Source organism: Segatella copri, from assembly GCF_019249795.2.
Classification (GTDB): domain Bacteria; phylum Bacteroidota; class Bacteroidia; order Bacteroidales; family Bacteroidaceae; genus Prevotella; species Prevotella copri_B.
In genome coordinates this window covers 464,772-479,321 of the sequence record NZ_CP156892.1, presented here as the reverse complement: position 1 = coordinate 479,321, position 14,550 = coordinate 464,772, and the positions used below count along the sequence as shown (strand labels likewise).

9 protein-coding genes are annotated in these 14,550 nt (G+C 46.0%); all 9 read left to right on the top strand.

All coding sequences use genetic code 11. The features are described from left to right. Positions 1–263: 263 nt before the first annotated feature. The 9 genes from KUA48_RS14895 (at position 264) to KUA48_RS14855 (ending at position 14,275) form a co-directional block, all read left to right on the top strand. Entirely contained in the window at positions 264–806 is a 543-nt protein-coding gene (locus tag KUA48_RS14895; protein WP_218432967.1) for a phosphatidylglycerophosphatase A, read from the top strand. A 74-nt stretch (positions 807–880) separates the two neighbouring features. Next, the gene (locus KUA48_RS15740) at positions 881–1,690 is read left to right on the top strand and encodes a CDP-alcohol phosphatidyltransferase family protein (protein WP_371833715.1); all 810 of its coding nucleotides are present in this window, start codon (positions 881–883) and stop codon (positions 1,688–1,690) included. After that, positions 1,647–1,877, top strand: a complete 231-nt coding sequence (locus KUA48_RS15735) for a hypothetical protein (protein WP_371833718.1) — start codon at positions 1,647–1,649, stop codon at positions 1,875–1,877. Before KUA48_RS15740 ends, KUA48_RS15735 begins: the two co-directional genes overlap by 44 nt. A 35-nt stretch (positions 1,878–1,912) precedes the next feature. Further along, on the top strand, positions 1,913–2,749 hold the full coding sequence (locus tag KUA48_RS14880) for a phosphatase PAP2 family protein (RefSeq protein WP_218432952.1): 837 nt from the start codon (positions 1,913–1,915) through the stop codon (positions 2,747–2,749). Further along, the gene (locus KUA48_RS14875) at positions 2,722–3,135 is read left to right on the top strand and encodes a GtrA family protein (protein ID WP_006847720.1); all 414 of its coding nucleotides are present in this window, start codon (positions 2,722–2,724) and stop codon (positions 3,133–3,135) included. Before KUA48_RS14880 ends, KUA48_RS14875 begins: the two co-directional genes overlap by 28 nt. A 352-nt stretch (positions 3,136–3,487) precedes the next feature. Beyond that, complete coding sequence (locus KUA48_RS14870) at positions 3,488–4,510, top strand: LacI family DNA-binding transcriptional regulator (protein WP_153080321.1); 1,023 nt, start codon at positions 3,488–3,490, stop codon at positions 4,508–4,510. A 55-nt stretch (positions 4,511–4,565) separates the two neighbouring features. After that, positions 4,566–8,702 (top strand): hybrid sensor histidine kinase/response regulator transcription factor, encoded by a 4,137-nt coding sequence (locus KUA48_RS14865; RefSeq protein WP_218432950.1) that lies wholly within the window; start codon positions 4,566–4,568, stop codon positions 8,700–8,702. Between the two features lie 115 nt (positions 8,703–8,817). Next, on the top strand, positions 8,818–11,772 hold the full coding sequence (locus KUA48_RS14860) for a TIM-barrel domain-containing protein (protein ID WP_218432948.1): 2,955 nt from the start codon (positions 8,818–8,820) through the stop codon (positions 11,770–11,772). A gap of 1 nt (position 11,773) precedes the next feature. After that, positions 11,774–14,275: a glycoside hydrolase family 2 TIM barrel-domain containing protein gene (locus KUA48_RS14855; protein WP_218432946.1), complete on the top strand. Its 2,502-nt coding sequence runs from the start codon at positions 11,774–11,776 to the stop codon at positions 14,273–14,275. Positions 14,276–14,550 lie beyond the last annotated feature (275 nt).

Genomic DNA, 14,550 nt, shown 5'->3' with positions numbered 1-14,550 from the left:
ATTATTTCAGTTTTTTATGAGATTTTCAGAAAAAGGCTTCCATGCAGTTCCTTCTGCTGTCTGTTCTTGCTCTTCGCCGTGCGAGCCTGAGTGGTATAAAACTCCTTCATATTGCTCTATTTCATCTGTTTATCTGTCAATATATGATGAAATTCAGAAAAATAACAGAAAACTATTTGGTTAATTTAATTTTTTAGCGTAATTTTGCACACTGAAATTTAAAGAAGAAACGCCCTTCTGCGGGCTTATTAAACATTAAGAGAATGAATAACAAGGGAAATCTTACCGACGAGCGGCCTCCTTTTCTGCCCGTCATCATAGGCACCGGTTTCGGCAGTGGCTTCTGGCCTTGGGGACCGGGAACGGCTGGCTCTGTATTGGCAACCCTCATCTGGACAGCCTTGGCTTACGGACTCGGTATTACGGGCGAGAGCTTGCAGAGCATCACCTTCTTTCTCGTCATTGTTTCTACCATTCTGGGCACTTGGGCAACAGCGCAGTTGCAGCCTTACTGGGGTGAGGATCCCAGCCGTGTGGTCATCGACGAGATGGCTGGCGTGTGGATTCCCCTGTCGTTGCTGACCCCGTTTACGGCACAGGGCGAAGTGAAAGATGCCTGGTGGTGGGCATTGGTGGCACTTGTTCTCTTCCGCTTCTTTGATATGGTGAAACCGCTGGGCATCAAGAAACTGGATAACAGGCAGGGCGCCTTCTACGTGATGGCTGATGATTTGCTGGGCGGCCTCTATGCAGCCGTTTCTTTAATCATCATCAAAATCATACTGGTTTCGGTTGGAATCATCTAGTCTGGCATTTCTTAAAGCAGACAATTTCTTAAGCAAGCGTTTTCTAAAACAGACAATAAAAAATAGATTAAAATATGAATTATAGAGATTTCTTACAAAAAGTTATCTATGCCATCATCAATCCACTTATCAAAGCGATGATAGCAGTAGGTATTACTCCTAACATTGTTACCTTCGTAGGATTCCTGGGCAATATCGTGGCAGCCGGTTTCTTCCTCGATGCTGCATGGATGCTCGGAACTGAGCAGGCTGATTATGCATCTTGCATGGTTACTGTAGGATGGGGTGGATTCATTATCCTTGCAGCCGGTCTCTTCGATATGATGGATGGTCGTCTGGCACGTATGAGCGGCAAAAGCAGTCTCTTCGGTGCACTCTGGGATTCTACACTCGACCGCTACAGCGAACTGGTAAGTCTCTTTGGCATCTGCCTCATCTTCGTACGTATGCAGGGCGATATGACCTGGTTCTGGATGAGCGTAGTCACTTTTGCAGCGATGATCGGTTCTGTGATGGTAAGTTATGTCCGTGCCCGTGCCGAGGGTTTGGATATTGAGTGCAAGGTAGGTTTCATGCAGCGTCTATGCATCTTGCATGGTTACTGTAGGATGGGGTGGATTCATTATCCTTGCAGCCGGTCTCTTCGATATGATGGATGGTCGTCTGGCACGTATGAGCGGCAAAAGCAGTCTCTTCGGTGCACTCTGGGATTCTACACTCGACCGCTACAGCGAACTGGTAAGTCTCTTTGGCATCTGCCTCATCTTCGTACGTATGCAGGGCGATATGACCTGGTTCTGGATGAGCGTAGTCACTTTTGCAGCGATGATCGGTTCTGTGATGGTAAGTTATGTCCGTGCCCGTGCCGAGGGTTTGGATATTGAGTGCAAGGTAGGTTTCATGCAGCGTCCTGAGCGCGTTGTGGTTACCGCTGTTACTGCGATGATTACCGGCTTTACAGGCAATATCTGGTGGCTGGCTGGCGGAATGATCCTGATTGCCGTTCTGGCAAACATCACCGCTTTCTGGCGCATCTGGCATTGTTATGTTGTGATGAACAGCCGTAAATGATAAACTCAAATTCTATCAATAAAAAGTAGAAAAAAGTGTTTAGTATCTATCTGATTATCCTCCTGGCGGTACTCGCAGCCTGGAAGAAGACACGCCGTTTTGCCTTCTATTTTCTGCCTTGGTTCCTCTTTGGAATCATCTACGATTCGATGCGCCTTTATCCTAACTATATGGTGAACGATATTGACGTGGCGCATCTCTATCATGCAGAAAAGTCGCTCTTCGGCATTGCTGCTTCATCCAGCGCAGAACTGCAGGCTGTAGCCGACCATAGCCAGCTGATGATTCCGGGCGAATACTTCAAGGTTCACCATTGCGGTTTTGCCGATTTCTGGGCAGGCATCTTCTATCTCTGCTGGGTTCCGGTGCCTATCGCGTTTGCTCTTTATCTGTATCTTACGAAACAGCTTAAATGGTTCAAGCGTTTTTCCTGGGCTTTCCTGCTGGTGAATGTCATCGGCTTCATCGGCTACTACATCTATCCGGCTGCTCCGCCTTGGTATGCGATGAACTATGGCTTCAAGGCTGTGCTCAATACACCGGGCAATGTGGCTGGTCTGGGCAGATGGGACGCAATGACCGGACTGCATGTGTTCCACGGACTCTATGGCAAGAATGCCAATGTCTTTGCTGCCGTGCCGAGCCTGCATGCTGCCTATATGTTCCTCACCACGATTTATGCTGTGATGAGCCGTAAACGCTGGTATACGGTGGTGCTCTTCGCCTGCATCTGTCTGGGCATCTGGTGGACGGCAGTCTATTCCGGTCATCATTATATCATTGATGTCATGTTGGGTATTCTTACTACGATAGTAGGCGTACTGCTAATAGAATCTAAGAGAATATGGGCAAGATTAAAGAAGAACTCGTAACCTTCGGCAAGGCGGAACTGACTGCCTCCTGCGCCTCAGTGGTAGACTTCGGACTGGCATTCTTCCTCTCAGATATCATCGGTATTTATTACGGACTTGCCAATGCGCTGGGAGTGATAAGTGGCGGCATTACCAACTGCATACTGAATTATCGTTATGTGTTCGGCGATTCCAAGAGCAAGAAAAAGAGTGTAGCCTGGCGCTATTTTATCATCTGGGGCATCAGCTGGATGCTCAATTCGGGCGGCACTATCGCCCTGACCGAATTTCTGAATGCGCACGAACATATTCAGCTGCATTACATGATTCCGAAGAGTATTGTATCTCTGCTGGTAGCGATATTCGTTAACTATCCCGGACAGAAGAAATTTGTTTTTAAGCAGTAATAACCATATCAGATGGGGGCAGTATTCAGTATGTGCCCTCATCTTTTTTGTATCCTGGCAGGTAATCTGTTGGCATCGGGACATAAAAAAGAGTTTGGATTGTCTCCCGACATTCCAAACCCACGCTTGTTTCTAACTAACTTATTATCAACTATTCATTACTTTTCAGTTTGCAAAATTACGAGTTTTTTCTTATAAAATAAATTTTTTCAGAAAATAATAACGTAAACGTTTGCGTTTTCGAAAGAAATTGTTATCTTTGCAAAGAATTCACTAACTTTGCTGTCGGAAAGACAAAATATGCAGAATTTGTGGATACAAAAATGTATGTCTATAAAGCGTAAACTAACAAATGAAACAACGAAGAACATCTTTGAAAGACCTCGCCGATCAACTTGGCGTCAGCATAGCAACTGTATCTAGAGCCCTGCGAAACAGCCATGAAGTGGGTGAGGAGATGACTCAAAAGGTGAAAAGCCTTGCCAAGGAGCTCAATTATCGACCAAACCCCTTTGCACAGAGCCTCAGAAAAGAAGCACCTAGGGTGATTGGTGTGATTGTGCCAAACCTGGTAACTCATTATTATGCTGCCGTGCTGGATGGTATAGAAGATTATGCCGTAAGGAATGGCTACTCGGTAATCAGCGCCAATAGCCACGAAAACACAGAGCATGAGAAGAGAGCGGTAGAAAACTTCCTGAATATGCATGTGGAAGGCATCATCGCCTGTCTGGCACAGGATACGGTTGACTATTCTCATTTCGAGCAGTTGCATAAGATGGGCGTTCCACTGGTGTTCTTTGCCCGTTGTTGCTTAGAAGATAAGTTCTCCCAGGTAGTAGGCAATGGTGATGTTGCAGCCCAGGAGGCTACCCAGCATATGATAGATACCGGTTCGCGCCGCATCGCCTTCATCGGCGGTCCAAACCATCTTGATATGGTGCGCCGCAGAAAACATGGTTATCTGGAGGCTCTGAGAGAGAACCGCATCTCTATCGACCGTGAGCTCGTGGTTTGCGACAGAATCGATTTCGATGTGGCCCGAAACGCTACCCTTCGTCTCCTCGAAAAGGAGGACAGACCTGATGCCATTCTCGCCTTTAACGATATTATCACCTATGCCGCCTTCGATGCTATCAAGAAAAAAGGGCTCCGAATACCAGAGGATGTTGCTATCATCGGTTTTACCGATGGTGATACTGCTGCCTTCGTTACGCCGAAACTCTCGGCTATCATGGACAAGGCACACGAACAGGGAACCACTGCCTGTGATCTACTCATGAGAAGCATCAATGGAGATGAAAAAATCTACAAGAAAGTGGTACCGATGATACTGAAAATACGCGAAAGTTCTGAAAAAAACGACGTGAAATAAAACCTATTATAGAAATAAAATATCTATTCAGATAAATATATATAAACCTACAATTATGATGATAAAAAAACAAAACTACTTGAAACATGCCATCGTGCTGTTTCTGCTCTTGCTGCTCATGCAGCCGGAGAGGGCATGGGCTGCCTATGAAAACGTAGAATTCAGCAGTCTCACCAATCATGATGGACTTACGAACAGTCAGGTGGGTGCCATCCTCAAGGACACCAGAGGCTACATCTGGTTCGGTACCCAGTCGGGACTGTGCCGCTTTGACGGCTTCCGTATGAAAACTTTCTATTATATCAACACTGATGATAAGTCGCTGCCTAACAATTCGGTAGATGAACTTCAGCAAGACTATGGTGGAAATATCTGGGTGCATACCTCTGTGGGCTACTGCATCTATAAATATGATGAAGAGCAGTTTGAGCGCAAACCGGAAGAATGGCTCAAAAACATCCATGTGCAGGGACCTCCTTATAAACTCCTGATAGATAAGGATAAGAACATGTGGATAGCTGTCTACGGACAGGGACTCTACTATCATAATGCCAAAACTAAAAATACTTATCTTTTTAAATTTACCAAAAAGGCTCAGCCGGGCTGTCTGAAAGAGGGAAATATCAGTAAAATAACCGAGGTTGACGGCGATGCGCTCATTACCTATGGTGATGGTACAATCTGCCGTGTCAACGGACAGAAACAGAAGGTTCTCTGGTACAATTCCTTCCTTGCCACCCATAAAGCTGCCGGTGATAATGGCGCCTATACTTTCTATGATGGTATAGGTGGTTTCTGGGTTTCTGTAAGTAATGCCAATTATGTGTATCAGTCAAAGACCGGAAAATGGACCGATGCCCGTTCTTATCTTACAAACATGGGCATTCATATTCCTTGCCCAACCCATATTCTGATGCGTGATATTGCCCGTGATAAGGCAGGCAATCTCTGGGTGGCTTCTGACCATAACGGTCTCTTCTTTGTAGATTTCAAACGCAAAATCTGCCGCCAGTATGTTCATTCTGAAGCAAAGGGAAGTATCGTTGACAATTCCCTGCAGAAGGTTTATGTGGATGATGAGGGAGCTATCTGGGTAGGTAGTTACAAGAACGGTGTGGCTTATTATTCGCCTGACGCTCAGAAATTCACAACCATTCCGCTTGGTGATGTGTGTACAATCACACAGGATCTGAATGGAAATCTCTGGTGTGGAACCAATGATAGCGGTATTGTATGTTACAGTCCGCTTACCGGACAGTGCTGGCGATTCTCACAGGCTGAAACCGGTCTGGCTTCGGATATTATCGTCAGCAGCGTAACCATGAGTGATGGTACGATGTATTTCGGAACCTTCAATGGTGGACTTGCCCAATATAAAAACGGCAGATGGAAGAGTTTTCAGGCAGCTCCTGGCGGACTTGCCAATAACAGCGTCTGGTGTCTTGCCGAAGATCCGTATCATCGCCTGATTATCGGAACCTTGGGCTCAGGCTTCCAGATTTATAATCCTGAAAGTGGTAAGTTTACAACCTACAATGTTCAGAATTCAGGTATTACCAGCGATTTTATCAACTCGCTCTTCCTGCCGAATAAAGATGAAATTCTGATAGGTCATTCGCAGAACTATTCTATCTTTAATTTCGGAACCCGAAAGGTAACCAATGTAAATACAACCAAGGACGGACAGCCTTTCCCGAGTCCTTCCCTGAATTACATGATGAAGGATAGCCGAGGCATCTTGTGGATGGCTTCGCCTGCGGGTGTCACCATGTATGATGAGGCTTCAGGACAGTTGGAGTCAATCAATGACCTCAATGGTACGCAGGGTACGGTAGGCTGTATGGTGCTCGAAGATAAGCAGCATAACATCTGGCTGGTTTCTGAATTTATCGTTACCCGTGTTACGCTGACCAAGAACAACCAGGGCAAATGGGACATTACGATGATCAGTTTCAATTCGCTCGATGGCTTGCAGAGCCGCCAGTTTAACCAGCGTTCTGCCTGTCTGATGAGAAATGGAGCCATCGCCATCGGTGGACAGGATGGTATTAATATCATCAATCCTGCCAAGATTCTTCCTGCCCAGAAACATGCACATGTCTTGTTCAGCGGTTTCGTACTCTTCGATCATCCGCTGAAGGCAGGTGAGGAGTTTGAGGGAAGAGTGCCTCTGGAAAAATCGCTCGATACTCATCCAGAACTGGATCTCAGTTATAAGGACAAGGCGTTTACCATACAGTTTGCTTCCGACCAGGTAAGTATTCCTGCCCGTTGCCGTTTCCTCTATCGCATGAAGGGACTTGATGACAAATGGATGCTGACACCTGAGGGGCGTCCGGAGGCTACCTTTACCAATCTCTCTTCAGGCAGCTATGTTCTGGAGGCAAAGGTGGTGAATGCTGATGGTAGTGTGAGCGAAGAGGTGAGTACGCTGAAGATTTATATTCATCCGCCTTTCTATCTCTCTATATGGGCGTTTATCGTATATATTATATTAATAGGTGTAGCTTTCTATCTCTACCGTAAACGTATGCTCGAAAAGCAGCGTGTAAAATTCGAACTCCAGAGCAAGGAAGACAGTATCAAGAAGACCAAGGAGTTGAACGAACTCAAACTCAACTTCTTTACCAATGTGAGCCACGAACTCCGTACTCCGCTCACCTTGATTATCTCGCCGCTGGTCAATATGATCAGAGAAGAAAGAGATGAAAGTAAACGCAGAAAGCTGGAGATGATTCATCGCAATGCTACCCGTTTGCTCAATCTGGTAAACCAGATTCTCGACTTCCGCAAGATAGACCAGAACAAGGAGAAACTTACCCTGTCGCGTATAGACATCGTGAGCTTCGTTGACAATATCTGTACTTCGTTCCGTACTTTGGCAAACAGCAAAGTAACGCTTGCCTTCGATTCTACGGTGCCTAGTCTGCAGATGTCGTTTGATGCTGATAAGGTAGGAAAAATCGTGAATAACCTCCTGAGCAATGCCTATAAGTTTACGCCAGATGGAGGATTTATCACCGTTTCTCTGAGTGTTGCACTCCGCCAGCGTGTAGGAGACAAGGATTCGGATATGCTCCGCATCTCAGTATCTGATACTGGCAAGGGCATCAGCGATAAGGAGAAGGAACATGTGTTTGAGCGTTTCTATCAGGTCAATGGCACTGAAATGCAACCACAGGGTGGTAGCGGAATAGGTTTGAACCTGGTAAAGAAGTTTGCTGAACTGCATGGCGGTAAAGTAGATGTTACAGATAATCCAAGCGGAGGAACCATCTTTATGGTAGACCTTCCGATAGAGAGCAGTACCACCTCTAATTCTACGGCACATCTCGGTTCCTTGCGAGCAGCACCTATCATAACCACGGTGCATCAGGCTACTGATGAGGATCCGGATGCAGGTAAGAACGTTCTCTACGGAATGAGTAAACATGCGCATCAGCCAGGAGAATCGATGATCAAGAAGCCGGTAGTGCTCCTCGTTGACGACAGTGAGGACTTCCGTGAGTTTATGAACGAAGTATTGACAGACTATACGGTTGTTGAGGCTGTCAATGGTCAGGATGCCTGGAACAAGATTATCGACCGTCGTCCAGACATCATCCTGAGCGATGTGATGATGCCTGTGATGGATGGTAACGAACTCTGCCGGATGTGTAAGGACAATGACGAAACAACAGCCATACCTTTCATCATGCTCTCGGCCCGTATGGGAGATGAGCAACGCAAGGAAAGTCTGAAGTGTGGTGCTGACGAGTATATTGCCAAACCATTCGATATTGATATGTTGAATCTCTGTATTCTGAACCTCTTGAAGAAACGCAAGAATGTGAGCACAGAATATGTAATAACAGAGGCCGACCGCAAATTTATAGATGAGGTGAATGCTTATATCCGTGATCATATGAGCAATCCTGAAACATCGGTAGAATCGCTCAGTACCTATCTCCGTATCTCACGCGTACAATTATATAAGCGCATGATTTCGCTGACGGGTATTACACCTTCTGAGTATCTCAGAACCAAGCGTATCAAATTTGCAGAGCATCTGCTGCGCTCGGGCGACTTGAACATCAGTGAAATAGCCTATAAGGTGGGATTCAATAATCCACGTTATTTCACTAAATACTTCCAAGACGCGTATGGCGTTACGCCGTCTCAATATCGTAAGAATCTGTCAGAATCAGAATAGTTTACGCTTCTAGTTAACATTTTATACACATACAGATAACATTTGCGCATAAAGATACGGGAATTTTCTCGTATCTTTGCCGCAGATTTTTAAACTTTCCTTTAAACATATAACAATGAGACTAACTAAAACATTATTGATTTCAGCAGTGCTGCTGATGAGTGCTACAGGCATGCAGGCAGCCGGTTTCAACCAGAATGGTAATTATCTTACTGTTCAGTTGAAGCAACACCAGAATTTTGGTCCTAGTCAGATTCGCCTCCAGGTGGTGAGCGATAAGATTATCCGTGTTCAGGCTACAGCCGAACAGAGTTTCCGTAACAAACAGAGTCTGATAATAGTGTCTCAAAACAGCAAGGCAAATTATAAGGTGGAAGAGCAGGGAGACAATCTCATCATTACCACTGCAGCCATGCGTGCTGTCATGAACGAGGCTACGGGTCAGATTACCTTCTATGACCTGAAAGACAATGTCCTTCTCAACGAGGTTGCTCAGGGTGGAAAGACTTTCAAGCCGTTCACCGTGCCTGACCGTGAAATGGGTGTAGACATTGCCAAGGTTCCTGAAGCACAGAAGCACGGATGGTCATGGCGTGCGCTCTTCAACTCTCCTGATAACGAGGCGTTCTATGGTCTCGGTCAGCATCAGAGTGAGGAACTCAACATGAAGGGTAAGAACGAAGACCTCTTCCAGTATAATACCAAGGTGAGTGTGCCTTTCGTCATCTCTAATAAAAACTACGGTATCCTCTGGGATTCTTATTCTTATTGCCGTTGGGGTAATCCGGAAGATTATCTCCAGCTCAACCGTGCCTTCAAACTCTATGATAAGGATGGTAAGGAAGGTCAGCTGACAGGTACTTATGTGGATAAGAATGGTCAGAAGATTGTTCGAGGCGAAGATAGCATTTACTTTGAGTATGCAATGCCTGAGACTTCTGAGGTTTGCAACCAGACCGACAAGGGCGGCATTCAGAACCTGCCAAAGGGGTTTGCACTGAATGGCTCCAAGGTGGTGTACGAGGGTTATGTGGAGGCTCCAAGTAACAGTTTCTATCAGTTTATCCTCTATTATGCCGGTTACATGAAGGTTTATATCGATGGCAAACTGGTTGTGCCTGAGCGCTGGCGTACAGCCTGGAATCCGAACTCTTATAAGTTTGAAACTCCTATCAAGAAGGGCGTAAAGACTCCAATCCGTATCGAGTGGCAGCCAGATGGTGATGTTTCTTACTGCGGACTCCGCGTAGCAGCTCCTCGTTCTGAGGCAGAGAAGAACCAGTTGAGCATCTGGAGTGAAATGTCGCCGGATATGGACTATTATTTCATCGCCGGTCAGAATCTCGATGAGGTGATTTCCGGTTACCGTACGCTTACCGGCAAGGCTTCGCTTTATCCTAAGTGGACCCTCGGTTTCTGGCAGAGCCGTGAGCGCTATCAGAGCAGCAAGGACATTGAGGACAACATGAAGAAGTTCCGCGACCTGCATATTCCTGTAGACAATATCGTTCAGGACTGGAACTACTGGAAACTGGATTCATGGGGAAGTCATGAGTTTGAGGCTGTCCGCTATCCAAACCCACAGGCTATGCTCGACAGCGTACATGCCATGAATGGAAGATTCATGATTTCCGTATGGCCTAAGTTCTACGATACAGTCAAGAACTATAAGGAACTCGACAACAGGGGTTGGATGTATCATCAGGCTATCAAGGATGATATTCACGACTGGCTCGGCTTCCGCGGTTCATTCTATGATGCCTATTCTGATGGTGCCCGCAAGATGTTCTGGCGCCAGATGGACGAGAATCTTTATACCAAGTATAAGTTCGGAATCGATGCATGGTGGATGGATGCATCAGAACCAAACGTTCGCGACTGTACCCCGATGTGGTACCGCAAGGCTCTTTCCGGTCCTACTGCCCTCGGTACATCTACCGAATATTTCAATGCTTACAGCATCGTAAATGCTGATGCTATCTATAACGGACAGCGCAGTGTGAACCCTAACCAGCGTGTCTTCCTCCTGACTCGTTCCGGTTTTGCCGGTGAACAGCGCTACAGTACGGCTACCTGGTCTGGTGACATTGCTACCCGTTGGGAAGATATGCGTGCCCAGATGACAGCCGGTTTGAACTATTCTATGGCAGGTCTGCCTTTCTGGGGAATGGACCAGGGCGGTTTCTGTGTAGAGAACCGCTATGTGGCTGCCCAGCAGGAGTTCGATAAGACCGGTAAGGAAAATGCTGACTTGAAGGAATGGCGCGAGTTGCAGGCTCGTTGGAACCAGTTCGGTTGCTTCGTACCTCTTTATCGTACTCATGGCCAGTGGCCTACACGTGAGGTATGGAACATTGCTCCGGCAGATCATCCGGCTTACAAGACCATCGTGGCTTACGATAAACTCCGTTACCGTCTGATGCCTTACCTCTACAGTATGGCGGGTATGGTTCATTTCAAGGACTATACGATGATGCGTGGATTGGTAATGGACTTCAACGGCGATGATAATGTTTACGACATCAAGGATCAGTGGATGTTCGGTCCTGCTCTCATGGCTTGTCCTGTAGGCGAGTATCAGAAGTACAGCCGCAATGTTTATCTTCCTAAGCAGAAGGGCTGGTATGATTTCTATACAGGTAAGCACTATGCCGGTGGACAGACAATCGTAGCCGATGCGCCTTTCGATAAGATTCCAGTCTTTGTTCCAGAGGGTTCTATTCTTCCAGTGGGTCCAGAGATGGAGTGGAGCGATCAGAAGAAGGCTGAGCTCATCGACCTCTATGTCTATGCAGGCAAGGACGGTTCTTATACACTCTATGAGGATGAGGGAACCAACTACAACTACGAGAAGGGTAAGTATGCTATGATAGACTTCAAATATAATAATGCTCAGAAGACTATTACTATCGCTGCCCGTAAGGGTGCTTTCGACGGTATGCTCCAGAAGCGTCGCTTCAATATCGTACTTGTTAGTGATAACAACCAGCAGGGTATCAGCCTCGCCAAGGCGCCTAAGGGCAAGATGGTGAAGTATGCTGGTAAGGCAGTTACTGTAAAACTGAAGTAATATGAAGAAGATATTTGCTTTAGCAATCTTTCTATTGGGCGCTCAGTCGTTGAGCGCCCGTGATCGCCAGTCTTTTGATAATGGCTGGCTTTTCACTTTAGCAGATAGTGCCAGAATGTCAAAATCTGATTATTCAGACCGACATTGGCGAAGTTTGAATCTTCCTCACGATTGGGCGATAGAGGGCGATTTCTCTCCTTCGAATCCTTCGGGAGCCGGTGGTGGTGCATTGCCGGGCGGCATCGGATGGTACCGTAAGCATTTCTCGGTGAATCCTAAGGAAAAGTATGACCGCTTTACCATCACCTTTGATGGAGTATATATGAATTCTACCGTGTATATCAATGGTCATAAACTCGGAACCCGTCCTTATGGATACAGTACATTTGAGTATGATCTTACACCTTATATTAATAAGAAGGGTGATAATGTCATTGCTGTGAAGGTAGACAACAGCGACCAGCCTAACAGCCGCTGGTATTCCGGTTGCGGTATTTACCGCCATGTTTGGCTCACCAAAACCATGAAAACTGCTTATATTCCCCAATGGGGACAGTATGTGGCAACTTCTCCACAGGGTGATGTCAGGGTGAAAGTGGACTTCGCTGTTTCCGGTAAAAAGATGAAACTCTCTGTCCGTAATACAATCTATGATGCTGCAGGAAAGATCGTAGCCAAGAGTCAGGGTGTTCAGGAACAGAAACTCAAGGTGAAGAATCCGCATCTCTGGGACATCGGAAAGGGATATCTCTATACAGTCAAGAGCGAGCTGTTAGTAAATGGGAAGGTAGTGGATGTTACTACGTCAACTGCCGGTTTCCGCGATGTGAAGTTTGATGCAAGGAAGGGTTTCTTCCTCAATGGCAAGAATCTCAAGATAAATGGTGTCTGTGAGCATCATGATTTCGGTTGCCTGGGTGCTGCCGTTAATGAGGATGCGATGCACCGTAAGCTTACCATCCTTCGCGATATGGGCGTGAACGCTATCCGAAGTAGTCATAATCCTCCGGCACCAGAACTCTTGAACATGTGCGATTCGATGGGCATCCTCGTGATGGACGAGAGTTTCGACATGTGGCGCCGCAAGAAATCGAATGGCGATTATGCCCGTTTCTTTGATGAATGGCATAAGAAAGACCTGTCTGATCTCATCAAGCGCGACCGTAATCATCCAAGTATCATCATGTGGAGTATCGGTAATGAGGTTCTCGAACAATGGTCGGATGCGGCTGCTGATACGCTCAGTCTGGAGCAGGCTAACCTGATTTTGAATGCCGGTCATGATGCTTCTAGCTTGTCACATAGCGATGAACTGAGTGTCAATTCGCTTCTTACCCAGCATCTGGCAAAAATCGTAAAGAAGTATGATCCTTGGGGCACACGCCCTGTTACTGCTGGCTGCAATGAGCCCGATCCGAAGAATCATCTCTTTAAGAGTGGGGCTATTGATGTTATAGGTTTCAATTATCACCATCAGTGGGTGAAGGATGTGCCGAAGAATTTCCCTGGCAAGCCTTTCGTTCTGTCGGAGAGTGTTTCTGCCTTGCAGACTCGTGGCTACTATATGATGCCTAGCGACAGCATTTATACTGCACCAAAGGAATGGTGGTTGCCTTATACCGATCCATCGTTTATGTGTTCGGCTTATGATAATTTCCACGCATCATGGAGCAGTACCCACGAAGAAACCTGGGATGTGGTGAAGCACAACGACTTTGTGGGCGGACAGTTTATCTGGACCGGTTTCGATTATATCGGTGAACCTACTCCTTATGCTTATCCTGCCCGTAGCAGTTATTTTGGCATTATCGATTTGGCGGGTCTTTCAAAAGACAGCTATTATATGTATCAGAGTGAGTGGACTCAGAAAGATGTGCTTCATCTCTTTCCTCATTGGAACTGGCTGCCGGGACAGACCATCAACATGTGGTGCTATTATAATCATGCCGATGAGGTAGAACTCTTTATCAATGGCAAGAGTCAGGGCATCCGTAAGAAGACTGTCTACGGTGCAAAGAACGAAGGCGATGCTTTCAGAAAGAGTACTGAATATCATGTGATGTGGCGGGTAAACTTTGAACCGGGAGAAGTGAAGGTTGTAGCCAGAAAGAATGGTAAAGTTCTTAGAGAGCAGGTTATAAAGACAGCAGGAGCTCCTCATCATCTTGTGTTGAAGAAGACTTATCAGGGCTGTCAGGCTTTTGGCTCTTCAGATCCGACTACCTTTGTAGAGGTGAATGTGGTAGACAAAGACGGCAATCTCTGTCCGAACGCAGATAACCAGATTTTCTTCTCTGTTTCAGGAGAACAGGATGCAAGTGGTCATGGTTTCCTGAAAACGCCAAAGATTCTGGGAACAGATAATGGATGTCAGACTTCTTTGGAGCGTTTCACCGATTCACATCGCAAGGCATTTTTCGGAAAATGTGTCGTTGTGATAAAAGGAAAGGGAACCCTCAAGGCACAGGCAGTAGACTTAAAGGATGCTTCTGTAGCTTTGTGATTATAGTAATATTCCGAAAATCAAAACATTAAGGATTTATATAGCGAAGAAGGATACACTCTTTCGGTGTATTCCTTTTTCGCTGTTAAAACGAAAAAGGTTTTGAAGCATTGGGACCCAAGGGATTTGGGTATCTCTATTATGCTAGTAATAGAAATTTAGCTTCAAAACCTGTGGCAAAGATACATTTTTTTTTCGAATAAAAAAACTTTTTCGAATAAAAAATATAAAAAACTTGCTCTTATCAAAAAATATACGTAACTTTGTAAACGATA

Coding starts and splice junctions, on each gene's coding strand:
- KUA48_RS15735 (WP_371833718.1), top strand. CDS start 1,647: ATGGTAAGTTATGTCCGTGCCCGTGCCGAGGGTTTGGATATTGAGTGC.
- KUA48_RS14860 (WP_218432948.1), top strand. CDS start 8,818: ATGAGACTAACTAAAACATTATTGATTTCAGCAGTGCTGCTGATGAGT.
- KUA48_RS14875 (WP_006847720.1), top strand. CDS start 2,722: ATGGGCAAGATTAAAGAAGAACTCGTAACCTTCGGCAAGGCGGAACTG.
- KUA48_RS14895 (WP_218432967.1), top strand. CDS start 264: ATGAATAACAAGGGAAATCTTACCGACGAGCGGCCTCCTTTTCTGCCC.
- KUA48_RS14870 (WP_153080321.1), top strand. CDS start 3,488: ATGAAACAACGAAGAACATCTTTGAAAGACCTCGCCGATCAACTTGGC.
- KUA48_RS14855 (WP_218432946.1), top strand. CDS start 11,774: ATGAAGAAGATATTTGCTTTAGCAATCTTTCTATTGGGCGCTCAGTCG.
- KUA48_RS14865 (WP_218432950.1), top strand. CDS start 4,566: ATGATGATAAAAAAACAAAACTACTTGAAACATGCCATCGTGCTGTTT.
- KUA48_RS15740 (WP_371833715.1), top strand. CDS start 881: ATGAATTATAGAGATTTCTTACAAAAAGTTATCTATGCCATCATCAAT.